The 15,795-nt window shown below is 55.7% G+C and carries 13 protein-coding genes; 2 read left to right on the forward strand and 11 right to left on the reverse strand.

The genetic code is table 11. The annotated features are described in order from the left end of the window. Nucleotides 1–12 precede the first annotated feature (12 nt). The gene (locus JDEN_RS13095) at nt 13–1,779 is read left to right on the forward strand and encodes a CDP-glycerol--poly(glycerophosphate) glycerophosphotransferase (protein WP_015772114.1); all 1,767 of its coding nucleotides are present in this window, start codon (nt 13–15) and stop codon (nt 1,777–1,779) included. A 21-nt stretch (nt 1,780–1,800) separates the two neighbouring features. On the opposite strand, the gene JDEN_RS09295 is transcribed toward JDEN_RS13095, so the two are convergent. The 6 genes from JDEN_RS09295 to JDEN_RS09320 form a co-directional block, all read right to left on the reverse strand. Beyond that, the gene (locus tag JDEN_RS09295; protein WP_015772115.1) at nt 1,801–3,546 is read right to left on the reverse strand and encodes a CDP-glycerol glycerophosphotransferase family protein; all 1,746 of its coding nucleotides are present in this window, start codon (nt 3,544–3,546) and stop codon (nt 1,801–1,803) included. After that, complete coding sequence (locus JDEN_RS09300; RefSeq protein WP_015772116.1) at nt 3,543–4,409, reverse strand: ABC transporter ATP-binding protein; 867 nt, start codon at nt 4,407–4,409, stop codon at nt 3,543–3,545. The genes JDEN_RS09295 and JDEN_RS09300 overlap by 4 nt, the downstream gene beginning before the upstream one ends. Beyond that, a complete protein-coding gene (locus JDEN_RS09305) occupies nt 4,402–5,226 on the reverse strand; it encodes an ABC transporter permease (protein WP_015772117.1) in 825 nt (274 codons plus the stop codon). Before JDEN_RS09305 ends, JDEN_RS09300 begins: the two co-directional genes overlap by 8 nt. A gap of 207 nt (nt 5,227–5,433) precedes the next feature. Continuing rightward, complete coding sequence (locus tag JDEN_RS09310) at nt 5,434–8,784, reverse strand: bifunctional glycosyltransferase/CDP-glycerol:glycerophosphate glycerophosphotransferase (RefSeq protein WP_015772118.1); 3,351 nt, start codon at nt 8,782–8,784, stop codon at nt 5,434–5,436. A 102-nt stretch (nt 8,785–8,886) separates the two neighbouring features. After that, nucleotides 8,887–10,173, reverse strand: a complete 1,287-nt coding sequence (locus tag JDEN_RS09315) for a CHAP domain-containing protein (RefSeq protein ID WP_015772119.1) — start codon at nt 10,171–10,173, stop codon at nt 8,887–8,889. 47 nt (nt 10,174–10,220) lie between these two features. Beyond that, nucleotides 10,221–11,501: a CHAP domain-containing protein gene (locus JDEN_RS09320; RefSeq protein ID WP_015772120.1), complete on the reverse strand. Its 1,281-nt coding sequence runs from the start codon at nt 11,499–11,501 to the stop codon at nt 10,221–10,223. Nucleotides 11,502–11,626: 125 nt separating this feature from the next. Here JDEN_RS09320 and JDEN_RS09325 point away from each other — a divergent pair, with 125 nt between their 5' ends. After that, the gene (locus tag JDEN_RS09325; RefSeq protein ID WP_015772121.1) at nt 11,627–12,742 is read left to right on the forward strand and encodes an acyltransferase family protein; all 1,116 of its coding nucleotides are present in this window, start codon (nt 11,627–11,629) and stop codon (nt 12,740–12,742) included. Nucleotides 12,743–12,751: 9 nt separating this feature from the next. On the opposite strand, the gene JDEN_RS09330 is transcribed toward JDEN_RS09325, so the two are convergent. The 5 genes from JDEN_RS09330 to JDEN_RS09350 form a co-directional block, all read right to left on the reverse strand. Next, the gene (locus JDEN_RS09330; protein WP_015772122.1) at nt 12,752–13,411 is read right to left on the reverse strand and encodes a sulfate/molybdate ABC transporter ATP-binding protein; all 660 of its coding nucleotides are present in this window, start codon (nt 13,409–13,411) and stop codon (nt 12,752–12,754) included. After that, nucleotides 13,408–14,226 (reverse strand): ABC transporter permease, encoded by an 819-nt coding sequence (locus JDEN_RS09335; protein WP_015772123.1) that lies wholly within the window; start codon nt 14,224–14,226, stop codon nt 13,408–13,410. Before JDEN_RS09335 ends, JDEN_RS09330 begins: the two co-directional genes overlap by 4 nt. Then, nucleotides 14,223–15,023, reverse strand: coding sequence for a molybdate ABC transporter substrate-binding protein (gene modA / locus JDEN_RS09340; protein ID WP_015772124.1), 801 nt, complete (start codon nt 15,021–15,023; stop codon nt 14,223–14,225). Before modA ends, JDEN_RS09335 begins: the two co-directional genes overlap by 4 nt. 2 nt (nt 15,024–15,025) lie before the next feature. Beyond that, nucleotides 15,026–15,427, reverse strand: coding sequence for a TOBE domain-containing protein (locus JDEN_RS09345; RefSeq protein WP_015772125.1), 402 nt, complete (start codon nt 15,425–15,427; stop codon nt 15,026–15,028). Between the two features lie 127 nt (nt 15,428–15,554). Further along, nucleotides 15,555–15,791, reverse strand: coding sequence for a Trm112 family protein (locus tag JDEN_RS09350; protein WP_049754533.1), 237 nt, complete (start codon nt 15,789–15,791; stop codon nt 15,555–15,557). Nucleotides 15,792–15,795 lie beyond the last annotated feature (4 nt).

Genomic DNA, 15,795 nt, shown 5'->3' on the forward strand with positions numbered 1-15,795 from the left:
GCGAGGGCTGTCGTGTCACTTGCAGATGATGAGCCGCTCACCTGGCCGCCTTCTCATCGCCGTGTTGTCAGATTCGCTTTGCGTGCCGGGGTGCGCCCGCATCTGTTGAGCCTGGGTGGTGTCATCACCATTGGTCTTGTTGCATGGACCCCGTGGTGGTGTGCGCTCGTTGCGAGTATTGCGGTGGGTGGTGCGCACATCGCTTGCTGGAAACCGATGCTCTCCCGAGTCTCGTTAGCGCGACAACAGCAGTTCCCGGCCGTCTGGGGCACTGTTCTTGGCACGTTTGTCGTTCCTCGAATCGTCCTCCTCGGCGTCGGCATCACGGCTTTTGTCGCGGCTGGGCGATGGGAACTCGCCGCAGTGGTTGGTCTTGCATTCACACTGCTGCTCGGGTTGGAACTCTCTGCGCGCGCGTTGATTGACCGGGCGCTTCCCGTTGCAGCGCATCTACCTGGATTCCCCTCCCCCAAGCCGCTCCCGTACGCGCCTTCCTTGGCGGCAGTCGGCTGGGTGGGTGCTGTCACAGGTTCTGTCATCTCTGCGCTATCTTCGGCGCCATGGTGGGTCCCGGTAGTCCTTTTCGGGTGTGTGGCAGGTGTGCTGATCGGCATCACTGCGGTTGTTGGACGGCTGGTTTATGAGCGTGGTCGCCGCATTGGACTTCTTCGCGATGCGCTGGTTGCCTACTCGCCTGTGTTTCTCTTTCATTGGCAGGCCCCGGAGAACACGACGTACCAGGTGGAAATGTGGCTCCCGTATCTTGAGGCACTTGAGTTGCCCTACGCCCTTGTCGCTCGGACTCCATCAAACTTTGCAGAGTTGTCTCGGATAACTACGCGACCGGTGATCTTGCGGGAGAGAATTTCTGAGTTGGACGTGGTTGTGACCCCCTCTGTGCGTGCGGTGCTGTACAGCAACACCGCGACAGTGAACAACCATATGGTCCGCTACACGGATTTGACTCATATTCAACTCAATCATGGGGATTCAGACAAAGCGCCGAGTTATAACCCTGCTTTTAAGATGTTCACTCGGAATTTTGTGGCCGGGCCTGCCGCTATTGAACGGTTCTCTGCGCACGGAATTTCCACTCCTGCGGACTTTTTTGCTGTTGTGGGCCGCCCTCAGGTCACTCCTTTGACCGTTGGCCCACTCCCCAGCGACCTTCCGTTCCGTACGGTCGTGTACGCACCAACGTGGCATGGGTTCTACGCAGACACGAATTATTCTTCGTTGCCTGTTGGTCTTGCACTGGTTCGTGAGTTGGTGGCAGCAAAGTATTGTGTTGTGTTTCGGTCTCACCCATATTCTCGGCGTGATGCTGCATACGCGCGGATGCGTTCTGAGATTTGTTCTTTCCTTGAAGCAGAGCGGGAGCGTTCGGGCTTGCCCCACGTGTTTGGGGTAGATGCGGAAAGTCCTGAGCTCTACACGGTGTTGAATGTGGCCGATGCGCTTGTGACTGATGTGTCATCTGTTGCAGCGGATTTCCTGTATACGGAGCGCCCGTTCGCAGTTGTCCACATGGCTTCACCTCACGTTGAGGATGAGCGTGCTCAGGGCCACGTTTACTCTATTGATGGGCACGCCTTGATGGACGGGCATCTAACAGCAGAGTCTGCTTTGGCTGAGTTTCTTGGTGCTGTCGCTGGTGAGGACCCACGTGCGTCTCAGCGACGTGACGCAAAGCGTTTCTACTTGGGTGATATTCCTGATGATAAGCGGGTCTCACATTTTGTCGAGACGTTGCGCGCTGAGGTGCAAGGTGCCCAGTAAACCACACACGTAAACCGCAGGTCACTCCCCGCGAACGTACCGGGCTGCCGTGGTGAGGAACGCTTCTTCGTAGGTTTCGGCTGGGAAGTCACCGAGGTAGTGGCTTCGCAGTGCGAGCCTTGTTGCTTTGAGTGGGTCTGTGGTTGTGGATTCGGTGACAACTTTGTCGAGGTTGCTGAGGTCTTCACGGAGGATGTAGCAACCCACCCCAATGGGGTTGTCAGTGAGGAACTCCTCGCGATCAGTGACCCCAATTTCTGTGAGGACGATGGGTTTGGCTGAGTACAGGTAGTCCGGCACAACGGAGGACACATCCGACACGAGGATGTCTGACTGGTTGAAGCAGTCGATGATGCTCCATTCGCGTTCGGCTTGTTCCCCGATGACGTGCCCTGTTCCCGTGGTGTCGTTGAGTGCAGTCAACCGTTCAGTAATGGCGTCACAGGCAGTACGTAGCCGAGGAGTGTTCCGGGCGTGGGGGTGCGGACGGAAGATGATGCGTGCACCGGCGTCAACGTAGGCGTTGATGATGTCGAGACCAATGGGCAAAGAGGAGCATTGACTGTCCGCCATAAACCCTGCCCAGGTTGGTGCATAGAGGACAGTGGGAGACGCGGGAACGGTCTCTGCTTCAGTCAGTTGGATACCGGTGATTTGTGGGCGTCCGACGATCTCGAAGTAATGTGGGTGCGTCTCCACTCCTCGTGCCGCGTAGCGTTCGACGGCGGCTTGCCCAGCAACGAAGTTGCGGTCGTACATGCGCATCGCTGGGTTGTAGCTTGGCGGTTTGTCGGAGTCCCCGTGATTGAGTTGGATATGCGTGTACTGGTGAAACCGAACGAAGTGGGCGTTCTTAATGGCGTTGTTGACGTAGAACACAGCTTTGACTGAGTCAACGATGACGGAGTCGAGTGACGCCATGTCTTTGCGCACGATGATGGGGGCTTGTGTCAGTGGTGCAACTTCATCGAGGGTGGCTTGGTTACGCAGGATCACAGCGTACCGTTCACCAAGTTGGTCAAGGTAGGGCAACCACATGGCGAGTTGATAGGCGGTTCCCACGGGGGCGTCATAGTACACGTAGAACTGCGGTGAGTACTTGGCCAGTTCTCGAGTGAGGGTTGCGTCAACGTGTTTTTTGATGTTTGTGCGACGTGATGCCACCAGCCAGGTCGCAACCTGCGCCACAACGGATACGGCAGTGCACAGCAGGGTGATCACAACAGCAAGGTCTGAGGGAAAAAAGCACACCACAAGAAGCGCGATGTTGTTGGCGACGTATGCCGGGTATTGGGGCGGTAAAGATGGTGGGTTCTCGGCCGCCCAGGGCAGATGTGCACCTTGCGGCGCTCCGCGACGCCCCATCCGTACGGTGAGCGGTTCCACCAGGAGAAGTCCAGCAACAAAAAGAACAATGATGATGTGTTGAGTGCGTATACCACCGTTGGCGGTGAGCGCGCTGGCGATGGCTGTGATGAAGAGAAGCACACGGAGTGCATGGCCACTACCGAGGTAGGCACGCCCGTCGTGTGGTGCGGTGAGCCGTTCTGGGGTCGGCAACGAGTTGCGGGTTGTCATTTCCGCGATGAGGAGAACAACGATGACAGCGGCGACAATCCACGTGCTTGGCGCGGCAACGAGAACTGTGGTGAGGAGCGCGACAGTTATTCCGGCGAAGAGAAACGGGTATCCCGCTAGTTCAAGAAGGTTGGCGTGAACTTTTTGGAGAACCGTGAGGATGCGGGGCTGTTTCTCTGTCACTGTCATTTACGAGCGTTTTCCTTCGTGTAGCGGCGGTAGGCTGCGGTGACTTCGTCGGGGTCGCCATCCATTCGGATGATTCCTTGGTCCATCCAGATCACGCGGGTGCACATCGCTTTGATGGTGGCGAGGGAGTGGGCAACGATAAATACGGTACCAGCGTGCTCCCGGATTTCGTCGATGCGCTGCCTGCTTCGTTCTCGGAAACCTGCGTCTCCGGTGGCGAGTGCTTCGTCGATCATGAGGACGTCTGGTGTCGCGGCTGTGGATATGGCAAAACGGAGCCGTGCCCCCATCCCAGCGGAGTAGGTTTTCATGGGGAGATAGATTGCGTCTCCGAGCCCGGAGAAGTCCACGATTTCATCGAAGCGTTCTTCCACTTCTTTTCTGGTGAGGCCTAGTGCCAGCCCACCGATCATGATGTTTCGCTCCCCGGTGAGGTCTTTCATGAGTACTGCGCTCACACCGAGTAGTGAGGGGATACCGGACACGTAGATTTCCCCTTGGCTGGGGGCAAGGAGACCAGCGATTGCTTTGAGGAGTGTGGATTTTCCAGAACCGTTGGTTCCGATGACTCCGATGGACTCTCCGTGGTGGGCGGTGAAGCTGACGCCTTTCACTGCTTTGACTTCGGTGTAGCCTCCGGTGAGTGCTCCTCCTTTTCGGAGGAACTTGCGCAGTATCGAGTCTTTGTGTGGGGTCACAGCTCCACGTTTTTTTGACCCGACAACACGGTAGGTCACGTGGAGTCCGTCGACGATGACGGATGGGTCACCGAGTTCGCCTTTTTCTGGTGTGCCTTGTGGGAGGTCTTCTGGGTCGATTTCGTAGTCGAATTCGTCGTCGAGGACTGTTGCGTTACTAGTCACGTCCGTACCTCGCTTCGTCTTTCCAGAAGACTAGGAAACCGATGATGAACAGTGCCACAGCCCACCCTGCACCCATTGCCCACATAGACCAGTTGATGGGGATGTTGGTCTCTGCGAGGACTGCTTGTCGGGCGAGGTTAAGGTACACCGCAACAGGTTGGTAGGTCATGATCACTTGGAGCGTGGGGTGATCAACCCAGCGGTCAATGGAGAAGATGACCCCTGACGCGTACATGCCGATGCGTAGCACGAACGGCAACGTGTTGGTGATGTCGGGGATGTGAGAGGCGTAGCGTGCCAAGATCATTCCTACACCGGAACTGAAGAGGAACAGAAACGCCACCATAGGGATCAGGAGTGGCCACCGTTCGGGGTGAATCAGTTCAGAGCCTTGAACAACTCCAATGGCCACTTGCGAGATCACCATCATGACGAGGAGGCCGGGGATGAGAACAACGAGTTCTTTGACGGCGACTGAAATGGGCAGGATCGCTCGTGGAAATTGGAGTGACTGCACGAGCTTGAGGTTGCTGGTGATTGATTTGGCGCTGGCTGTCACGGTGGAGGAGAAGAACCCGTACATGAACGTTCCCACCACGATGAAACCGATGACGTTGTCCATCCCTGCACGTGTGCGGAGCATAACCCCGAAGATGAGAACGTACACGATGGAGTTCAGCAGCGGCGTGAGGATCGCCCATACCTGCCCTAGGTAGGTGTTTTGATTCTGCGCTTGTGCTTTGGAGGTGGCGAGTACGCTGATGAACTCGCGTCGGCGGACGATGGAGCGAATGTAGTCACCGAGGCGGGGCCTCACACCTACTGGGTGGAGGCCGTAGCGTGCAGCTATCTGAGATAGTTGTTGCCCTTGGGGTCCCGTACTGATGGTCGTGCCTCACTTCTGGCTGTGCCCTTGCTGGCCTTGAAATTATAGCCGCTGCGAACGAACACTCTGTGACGTGGGCAGACGCGATCACACACTCTCCACGAGATACCCCCAGTTCAGGTGAAGCGTAGTGCGCAACTATGCGTCGCCGTTGAGAGCTCGGTAGAGGTAAGCAGCCACCCTATCTCCCGCGAATCCATCATCATTTGGCGCGAAGGTGGCCTTTAGCTCACTGTAGCGCTCAGTAACCTTAAGATGTACAGAATTCTCAATAAATTCGAACAAATCGTCTTCATCTGCGGACCAATCCGATGGCAGATAATCAAAATAGTCGAACAGACCCGGAGTCACATCAAAGTACTGACGCCAATCTGGCACATAGTGAAATATGGGTTTATCGAGAATTAAATAATCGAATCGAGCGCTACTGTAGTCCAAAACTGCCGAATCAGAGGCAGCCATAAGCGCATTCACTGAAGGATAATCAGTAACATTTAGAATCCCGTCCGGCCACTGAAACTCACGGGCAGAGGCAGCCTGGGAAGGATGTCCTCTAAAAAGGAAAACCGCATTAGCAGGCAGTTTCCGTGAAAGCGCGAACCAGTCAAAAAAACTCGGCACGTTCGAACGCCAAGGGGATATAGCATCATAGTCACGCCATGTTGGCATATAAAGAATCACATGACTTGACTCCGAAATTCCCAACTCCTTCCGCGTGACAGATCTCATCGACTCAGCATTGACAATTAAGTCGTCATTCCGAGGATAACCTGTTTCGATAACTTCGTATTCGAGGGGAAACTGTTTTTTGTATAAATCTGTGGCAAAAGGACTCGGAGAAACCAAATGTGTCCAGTTTCTTCGTAAGTTGAGGTTCCTTTGTTTTTCCACATCACAGACGCCTTGGGCAGACCATCGAGCAAGCCCCATCGTCTTGAACGGGTGACCATGATAGGTCTGAACAACCAACTGACCTACCTTGCGAATAAACCACTGTGGGAGTTCATGGTTAACACACACCATTTTAGATGTTGTCAACGTCTCAGCCCATGCCTCCGTGCCCACGATCACGATCGAGTCACCTTGAGGAACAAACCGCTGATCGGAGTCTACGCCCCATATGAAACGAAGAGTAGGGTCAATGTTCAGGAGAGAATTACGAATTGACAGTTGTGAGTCCGAAGCATCAGAGCCTTTTAAGCATTGGAAATAAATAGCCGACTCATCTAACTGACGGTCTCTAGCGCCGTCTATTGCTTGCCGCAAAGCAAAGGGCGATTGTAAAGAGGAGAAAGACGACGCCCTTATTTCGAATTGAATACCCTGCGAGGAATAACCGACAGAAACAACCCTGTCAGCAAGTAAAAATTCTTCGGGGAGTTGCAGATCATTAGCAATTCTAACAGTCACAAACTGGGAATCCTGATCATACCGCGATGCCACAATGTAGCGCCCCAACGGAAGATCGCGCAAGAGTGCCATAGGAACAGATAGGCAATTAACGTTGATTGAATCTAGCGCAGCAACTTTCTCTCCCGAGCTCCTGTCAAAAACGAAGAAATCCGCGTTTTTATTTTGCAAATAGACGTTTATAGCGTCAGTTGTTTTTTTAAAAGTTGTTACATGGTGGAAAAGAAATTGATCTGGAAAAGTGATCCCGCCACGCCCCGCATAAGATAAAATAGAACCATCTTCCCGATTTGCAATATCCGAAGAAACGAAAGGATCATACCTCCTTCCTTTTTCACTTTCCAAGTATATTTTGCTCGAGCTAGTGTGAGGAATCTTGACACGTACCTCAGTAAATCCATCAGCCGGTGTCGCCTGAAAGTTCAGGTCCAGTTCCCTTTCTCGATCCTTAAGGACAAGCCTCTGCGGAACAATGGAGTTCTTTAGCGCGAGTACGACTGAAGTCTCATTGCGGTCCTGAACAGCGTCAACAACAACCAAGGCGCGTTTGACAACCTCTATTCCAGTAAACCAGTCAGATTTCACAGCAAGCGCGAGCGCCGTAAAACGATTTATCGGAACATAACGATCTTTCGGCGGCACCCCGCGAAGAGCCGGGCGGACATCAAATGTGGCATATGTGCGCCCTCTGACCATAAGGTTGACACCCAACTGCCACATTCCAACTCGATGTACTAGCTGAGCACCAAAAATGTCAAGGCTAAGCTCGACAGTCCAACCAGTATTTATGCGGTTACAATAAGGGCTCTTTATAATGGAGTTTATTTTTTCGTTAGGCTTCCAATGAACTGGAACGGTTATGGATTCGCCATCACTAGCGTGCCGGAAGACTAAAAAAATCTCCGAATCTTCAGTGTTCAGTTCGATTTCATTAAGGAAGGCCCACCCTGAGATCTTCAGTTTCTCCCTGGATCTGTGGTATTCGTATATGCCTGCGTTGACCTCAGCCCGTTCTTCTGTGAAGACAACATCTCGCACAACCTCCCCAGAGTCAAGACGGGCACTTGGTTTGTAAACCGTTTCTTCGGCGTGAAAGACCATCGGAACCTGTGACGGCTTGTCCAATCCGTCCAGTAGCAACTGTTGGATCGCAGAGAGCTCGTTCGACGCTGCAAGTTCAGCAAACAGCTGCAGTTGCGCCGGCACACTAGCCAAGGAACCAACATCTCTTCCAGCAAGCACAACGCGAATCAACTCCATAATGTATTCTGCAGTTCTACGATCTTGCCGAAGAGTTGCTTTTAAGTAATTCATCATGTGCCATTTTAGAAAAACTGTTTGCCAGGCTTCTAAATTTGATGGAGTTGATTCTTGAATCAAGTACTGGACTGTAAGCTTTGATGCCTCAATACGCGCCTTCAGCATTTTTTCGGTAAAAAGGTTGCTGCTCAAAGAAGTTCCATCTTCTCTGATTTTCCAACAGTATGTGGGTGTGGTTATTACGTCAAAGCTTTTTGCCTTTGTAAAGATCTGGGTGATGAGCGGCTGGTCTTCGAATATGACACCTTCACGGAATTTGAAGTTATTTTGATCCCAGAATGATTTTTTATATAGTTTATTCGGGGAGTAGAAGTCGCGTAGGATCTCCGGAAAATCGTCAATGCCAATTTTCAAACGTTCAGTGTCGTGAAGATTTCGCGACCACTTCGGCCAGATTTCCTGTTCTCCTTTGGTTCGATAGATCTGCCCGATGACAAAATCTGACCCTGTCTTTTCGAGTGTTTTTGCCATTATTGAGTAGGCATTATGAGGAATTGTGTCATCAGAGTCGACAAAAGTAATGAATCTCCCTCTCGCTAAGGAGAGGCCCCGGTTCCTCGTAGCTCCCAGCCCAGAGTTTTCTTGCGTGAAGATGCGCAGGCGAGGCTCTTTTTCAGCATACTGTTTGAGTAAATCAAATGATGTGTCGGTTGAACCATCGTCAATTGCAATGATTTCTATATCTTTGAGACTTTGAGTAGCAATGCTGTCAAGACACTCATCAAGGTAATCCTGCACATTGAAGACCGGGATAATCACGCTAACAAGTGGATCGCTCTTCCTCGTTGATCCGAAACTCGCAAACTTCTTTAGGATCGACTTCACTGATTTCAACGAGGTTCATACCTTCCGGGCCGTCAACTAGTAGTTCGGATACACATAATAGAGGATGCTGCTGGGTGTTCTGTTCCGCTTGAGCACTCCGCGGGTGTTTTTGGGCAGGTTTCCTACAGTATTACCTTCGATAACGGTCACTTTGCCGCCACCCACTGCTGTGACGATCCCCATGTGTGTGGCCCGTCCTGCCCCCATTGTGTCAATGAATGCGAGCGCTCCGACTTTGGGGGTCCGCTTCTTCGCGTACTTGTTGAGGAGATGTTGGTGAAGTGTATTGAAGTTTTTACGAACGGGTGTTACATGTGGATTGCCTGAGGCTGCTGCGCTCCATGACACGAAGTGTCCACACCAGTGGGTCGTGTACCCAGCCCAGTTGTTGAACTTGGTGTGTTGAACTGAGGCGCTGCCGGACCATTTCTTGGTGTAGCCCACCTGGGAGGTGGCTGCTGCTGCGACTTCCCCTGGTTTCCCTGTGGCGGTGACACCGGTCGCGTTCTTGGAGGTGCTTGATGAGTAGATTGTTCCTCGGCTGAACTGTTGAACACATCCGTTGTCGAGGAGACCACATTGCGCGTCCATGAGGGGCACCCCGTAGCGGCCTTTGGGTCCTCCTGCGTTGAGGTAGGCGCTGAGGATTTTACCGCGGATAACGTATGCGCTGCTTGCGCCTCCGACCGTGTTCCGCACGATCATCGCTTTGCTGTATCGCTGGTAGGCCACAGATTTGAGGTTTTTCACGTTCGCGGCGCGCCGCTGGCTTGCCGATAACCTTCCGAGGCTGCCTTTTTTCGTTCCAATATTGTGCTTGAGGATATTTTGTCGTTGAGTGAGGTTACGGTTCGCGGTGCTCACGGACACTGTGATAGCCGGCGAGATGATGTAGTTTCCCCCGCTTGCGGGGCGTACAGCGACGCGCACATGTCCGGAGCGGTCGGGGCGCCAGTCAACAGCATATTTGCCGGCTGTGTTGGTGCGTGACACGATCACTGATTTCCATGATCCGCCGGTTGGTTTGAACTGGACTCGCAGAAGTCCTTTGGGTACGACGCTTCCCCCTTGGGCGCGGGCTTGGGCGACGAGCCGGATTGATTCTCCGGTGCGTACGGCTCCTGTGGTGTGTTTGACGGTGACTGCTGCTTTTGCTGCTGTTGCCAGTGTGGATTGCACGCTGGTGGAGTGTGTGTGCGTTGCGGTCACTGCGGGCAGGCTGACTGTGCCGGCGTTGGCGTAGCTGGGCGCGGCCGCTCCTGCACTGGTGAGGGCGAGCGCGAAAGTCATGGTGAGTGATGTCCACCATCGAGTGTGTGTCATGGTGTTCTCCTCGTGCTGGGGTGGCGTATGGGGATGACGAGTAGTGGTTAGCTCAGGTAGATGTAGTAGCCAAGTGATGAGCGGGAGACCCAGCGTTGATTCACGCCGCGGTATCCGGCGGGGGACCCATACCCGGTGTTTCCGTCGAGGATGCGGACCCTGCTGCCTTTGACACCGGTCACTATGGCTGCGTGTGTGCGGTAACCGGACCCATTGAGGATGACGACAGCGCCCACTTTTGGGGTGCTCCCTGTTCGGTATGTCGATCCCATGGTCCTTTTGAACGTGGTGAAGTTACCAATGGTGGGGATGACGTTCCCGTGTCCGGCTGCGTTGGCTGCCCAGGATAGGTAGAGCGCACACCATGGTCTGGTGTCCCCTGCCCAGTTGTTGTATTTCGTTGTTTGAACAACTGGGTTGCTGAATCGTTTGCGGTAGCCAATTTGCGATGCGGCGGCGGCGATGATTTCGCCGTTGCGTCCCTTCGCGGTGACTGCAGTCGCTGATGTGGTGTTGTTGGCGTAGACGGTACGGCGGGAGAATCGTTGGACGCAGCCATCTTCGATGAGGGAGCATTGCGCGTCGAGAAGTGGGACGCCCCAGCTTCCTGCTGGTCCTCCTGCTTTGCGATACGCGGCGGCGATCTTTCCGTGCACAAACCATGATGTTTTTGCGCCGTTTCGAGTGGTTTCGACGATCATTCCTTTGCGGAAATCTCGATAACGAACTGAGGTCACCCCAGAGAGTCCAACCTTTTTCCGTGCTTTTGTGGAGAGCTTCTTTGTCCCTGTTGTCGCGGAACCCAGTGCACTGCTTCCTAGGGATGCGGTTCGTGACGGTAATGAGCGGGTTCCAGATTTCCGTCGAACAATGATCCCTTTGGAGACCACGCCCTTGCCCCCTGATACGGCGATTCGCCATTCGCCTGATTTGCTGGGGCGGAAGTATTGGGCAAAGGTGCCCTTGGAATTGGTGCGGACTGTTCGTTGCGTGACGAAGTTTCGTGTTCCTGCGGCGCGGTATTGGATCCGCACTGTCGCGACGACAGCTCGCCCATTAGATGCTTTGACTTTCCCAGAGATGCGCACGCTTTCGTTCTTTTTGAGGTGCTGCGAGTTCACCGCAATCCCCGCTTTTGCTGGTGTGAGCGCGGTGGAAAGTGCGTGCCCCTGCGTTGGCGGTGTGGAATGGGTGGTGGCTGCTGTGCGTGGTGCTGGGGCGAGGGTCGCTTGGGCCGCAACAGGGATGAGTGTGAAGGCAAGCACTGCTGAAAGGAGTGCGCTGATGAGTGCGCGCCGTTGTCGTTGTGTGATGATGTGACGCGACAACTGTGCCCTCCTCGTAAAGTAATGTACTAGTGCCGCACTCTATCGGCTCAGATGTTGCTCTGGGCCTGGCGCAAATGTTTTCACCCGCACAGCACGTGGTGGTCACGTGGATTTGGAAGGCTTGAATGAGTAACGCACACACCTCAACGTTGAGCGTGAACAGCACAAAGATCCGGGACCCGTATTTTGACAATGCCCGCGGGCTTCTCATCACTCTTGTCGTGGCGGGACACGCCCTACTTGAGATTGGTGGCGTGTATTCACGCTATCTCGCCGACTTTTTCTACACCTTTCATATGCCCGCTTTCATCCTTATCGCTGGCTATTTTTCTCGATCCTATGCAGCGACTCCTGCACAAAATCGTCGGCTCATCAGTGGAATCGCTGCCCCCTATCTCATCTTTTTTGTTCTCCACGAGGTGTTCTCGACCTTCAAGCGTGGTTCGTTTGTTTTTCCTGATTTTTTCTCACCGCGGTGGACGTTGTGGTTCCTCATGGCGCTTTTTGTATGGCGACTACTCGTTCCCGTGTTCCGGCAATTGCGGTTCCCTTTGGCTTTCGCTATCGCCGTTGGGCTTTTCTCCCCCATCTCTGACGCTTTGAGCGGGGAGTTTTCCACAGGGCGGATCCTGCAGTACCTTCCCTTTTTCATTGCTGGCACGTTGATCACCCCTGAGATGGTCTCCCGGTGGAAAACTCTGCTCTCACCTTTCACTCGGTCGCTCGGGGTCTTTGTGTTGCTTGGCCTTGCCATCATCAATACCTGGTTACTTCGGTCAGATGTTCTCACTCACTCGATGCTCCTCAGTCGCTCCTCTTATGAAGCATTGGAGCAGAGCGTGCCGGAAGGAGTGTTCTGGCGCGCCGTGATCTTACTCATGGGTGTTGTCGGGACACTCGCGGGCCTTCTCATTACACCGCAGTCCCGGTCGTACTTATCAACCATGGGTGAGAAGTCGCTGTACATCTATCTTCTTCATGGCCTCGTCTTGTGGCCGCTGCGCTACACGGACATTGCGCCCGAGTGGCTGTCGACAGCCCCGGGAACCGTGGTGACCGCACTGGCCTGCGTGATCCTTGCCATGGCACTGGCCTCTCCACCGGTCACGTCTCTGGTTCGACCGCTTGTTGAGCCGCGCATCGGCTGGCTCCTCACCCGCCCACACCCCACAGAACCACCTGCTCATCCTGCACCGGGCTCCCCCACTGCTGGCAGCACCGCCGCTGGGCATCGCCCCTGACGCTGACAGCTAGTTCATGTGATGAAGTGTGAGTACCCGGTCTGCGAGCGCGTCGATGTCGGCGGTGTTGTGGCTGACGAGGATGGTGGTTCGGTTGGTGAGGATCTCGGTGAGGAGTTCGCGGATGTCTGGGGCTGCGTGGGCGTCGAGGGATGCGGTGGGTTCATCGAGAAGGATGATGTGTGGGTCCGCGGCCAGTGTTCGGGCAATGTTGACTCGTTGAGCTTCGCCGCCTGAGAGTTGGTGGGCTCGCCGGTGGGCGAGGTGGGCTGCGTTGACTTCTGTGAGCCAGTGTCGTGCTGTGTCGTGGGCGGAGTGTCGGGGGTGCCCGTGGGCTCGTGGTCCGAAGGCGACGTTGTCGAGGACGGTGAGGTGGGGGAAGAGGTGGGTGTGTTGGGTGGCCAGGACGATTCCTCGTTGGTGTGCGGGGGTCCAGGTGGTGTTGTCAACGAGGGTGCGTCCGTTGAGGGTGATGTGTCCGGTGTCGGGGGCGAGTAGTCCGGCAATGACCTCGAGGGTGGTTGTTTTCCCTGATCCGTTAGGTCCAACAAGTGCGAGGGTTTCGCCCTGGTGGACGTGAAGGTTGATGCTGACGGCTCGGGTGTTCACCGTTGCGGTGACGGTGAGGTGCGGTTGTTGGTGTTCCGTGGGGTGGGGGCTGGAAGTCACTGTGGTCGGCGTCCTTTGTAGGTGAGGACGACTCCTGCGAGAGCGAACGCGATGAGAAGGAGGGAGAGGGCGACTGCTGATGCGGCGTCGGTTTCGCGGACTAGGTAGATGTGGAGAGGCAGGGTTCGAGTGACTCCTTCGAGGCTTCCAGCGAAGGCGAGGGTGGCGCCGAACTCCCCCAGTGCGCGCGCAAAAACCAGGAGCGCCCCTGAGGCGATGGCGGGTGCGATCAGTGGCAGGGTGATTCGTGTGAGGACTGTGGTGGGTGGTGCTCCGAGTGTCGCGGCGACTCGGGTGTAGTGGGAGTGGTTGCTGCGCAGAGCCCCCTCGACGGTGATGACGAGGAATGGGAGGGCGACAAACGTTTGAGCCATGATGACGGCCACTTCGGTGAAGGGGATGTGGATTCCGACAACGGCGAGGTGTTGGCCAACGAGTCCGCGTCTCCCAAAGGCGTAGAGGAGTCCGATTCCACCGACGACGGGTGGCAGGACGAGGGGTACAAGCACGAGGGCACGCATGATACGGACGGTGTATGTGGTGAGTCGTGCGAAGAGGACTGCGAGGGGCAGGCCAATAATGATGCTGAGCATGGTGGTGATACTTGCGGTTCGTAGGCTGAGGCCTAGGGCTGCGCGAGAGCTGTCAGAGGTGATGAGGGCCCAGTAGTTCGCCCACTGTGCGCGGACAGCGAGCGCTACCAGGGGGGCGATGATGAGGGCGAGCGCTACGGTGGCGGGTATCCACAGCCACTGGGGCGCATCGGTTGTGACGGGACCGGCTGTGGGGTGTCGGCGGTGGGTGAGGCGGGTCATGGGGCGGGGGTGAATCCGGCGTCGTTGAGGACGTGTTGGGCGGTGTCGTCGAGGATGTACTCCACGAATTCGTTGGCGAGTTCTGGTTGCTGCCCGCCGGTGAGTGCCGCGATCGGGTAGTTGCTGCTCACGTTGGCTGAGTCGGGGATGGGGTAGGCGGTGACGTCGCCTGCTGCGCGCTGGATGTCTGTGGTGTAGACGATCCCTGCGTCGGCTTCACCGGTGGTGATTTTTCCAAGGACGTCAGTGACGGATTGTTCTTCGCTGGCGGGATGCAGGGCGATGTTGGCGCTTGTGGTGAGGTGTTGGGTTGCTGCCCCACAGGGTACTTGTGGGGCGCACACAACGAGTGTGATGTCTGTGCGGGTGATGTCATGCCAGGTGGTGATGTGTGCTGGGTTGTCTGTGGGGACCGCCACGGTGAGGCTGTTACTGGTGAAGATGGTGGGTGGGTGTTGGGTGAAGCCGGCGTCGGTGACGGTGCGCATGGTGGTGGTGTCTGCGGCGGCGAATACGTCGGCCGGGCTGCCCTCAATGATGTGGGTGGCGAGCCCGGATGAGCCGTCAAAGGTGAGTGTGACGTTCACGCCGGGGTGGGTGGCTTCGAACTGGTTGGCGAGGGTTGTGAAGGTGTCGGTGAGGGACGCGGCCGCGAACACGCGGAGCTCACGTTGGCTGGCGGTGTCGTTGCCGGTTGCGGTGGCGCACGCGCTCAGGGCGCCCACAAGTGCGATCACGGTGAAGGTGAGGGCTGTACGCGTGCGCCCATGGATGACCGATGCGCTGGAGGCACCCATGGTCAGTCCAGTCCTGAGGTGGTCACGATGACGTTGGTCGCTTTGATGACTGCTGTGGCAATGTCACCGGGGTTGAGCCCCAGGTCAGTGACAGCTTCGGTGCTCATGAGGGATACGACACGAAATGGTCCGCATTGGAGTTCGACCTGGCTCATGACCTGGTCACTAACGATGCGTGTAATCAGCCCGGGAAAGTGGTTTCGTGCTGAGCTGGCTGCAGTACTGGTGGGGTCGGCCAGGTGAGACTGGCTACGGGCGAGGGTGGCGAGTTCTAGTCCGTCGACCACGCGCCGCCCGGCGTCATCTTTGAGGTCGGTGAGTGTGCCATTGTCGATCCACCGCCGGACTGTATCATCCGAGACCCCCAAGAAGCGTGCCGCATCACGGACACGTATGTGCGCCATGTTGTCCCCATTCTTTGCCGCAGGTGAGGCTCATAGTGAATAGTAACAACGTTTCTGAGGAAAATGAAGGAGGAGGGGGCCGCATGCGCAGCCCCCTCCTCAGCTCACCGCCAACGCCAGCGGCGCCCTAGGACGTCCGCAACGAACGCGCCTCCGACTCCAACAACACCGGAATACCATCACGGACCGGATACGCCAGCGGATTCAACGAATCCGTGGAATGCAACTCAGGTTCACCATCACTGTTGACCCCACCCACCAACGGCGCGTGCGTCACCGGGCACCGCACAATCTCCATCACCCACGGCTCAACCGCCACAACACGATCCACCGCAGGGGCATCCTCATTCACATCATCAGACATGTTC

It is taken from the genome of Jonesia denitrificans DSM 20603, from assembly GCF_000024065.1.
Taxonomy (GTDB): Bacteria; Actinomycetota; Actinomycetes; order Actinomycetales; family Cellulomonadaceae; genus Jonesia; species Jonesia denitrificans.

Coding starts and splice junctions, on each gene's coding strand:
- JDEN_RS09335 (WP_015772123.1), bottom strand. CDS start 14,226: ATGACCCGCCTCACCCACCGCCGACACCCCACAGCCGGTCCCGTCACA.
- JDEN_RS09350 (WP_049754533.1), bottom strand. CDS start 15,791: ATGTCTGATGATGTGAATGAGGATGCCCCTGCGGTGGATCGTGTTGTG.
- modA (WP_015772124.1), bottom strand. CDS start 15,023: ATGGGTGCCTCCAGCGCATCGGTCATCCATGGGCGCACGCGTACAGCC.
- JDEN_RS09345 (WP_015772125.1), bottom strand. CDS start 15,427: ATGGCGCACATACGTGTCCGTGATGCGGCACGCTTCTTGGGGGTCTCG.
- JDEN_RS09315 (WP_015772119.1), bottom strand. CDS start 10,173: ATGACACACACTCGATGGTGGACATCACTCACCATGACTTTCGCGCTC.
- JDEN_RS09325 (WP_015772121.1), top strand. CDS start 11,627: ATGAGTAACGCACACACCTCAACGTTGAGCGTGAACAGCACAAAGATC.
- JDEN_RS09295 (WP_015772115.1), bottom strand. CDS start 3,546: ATGACAGTGACAGAGAAACAGCCCCGCATCCTCACGGTTCTCCAAAAA.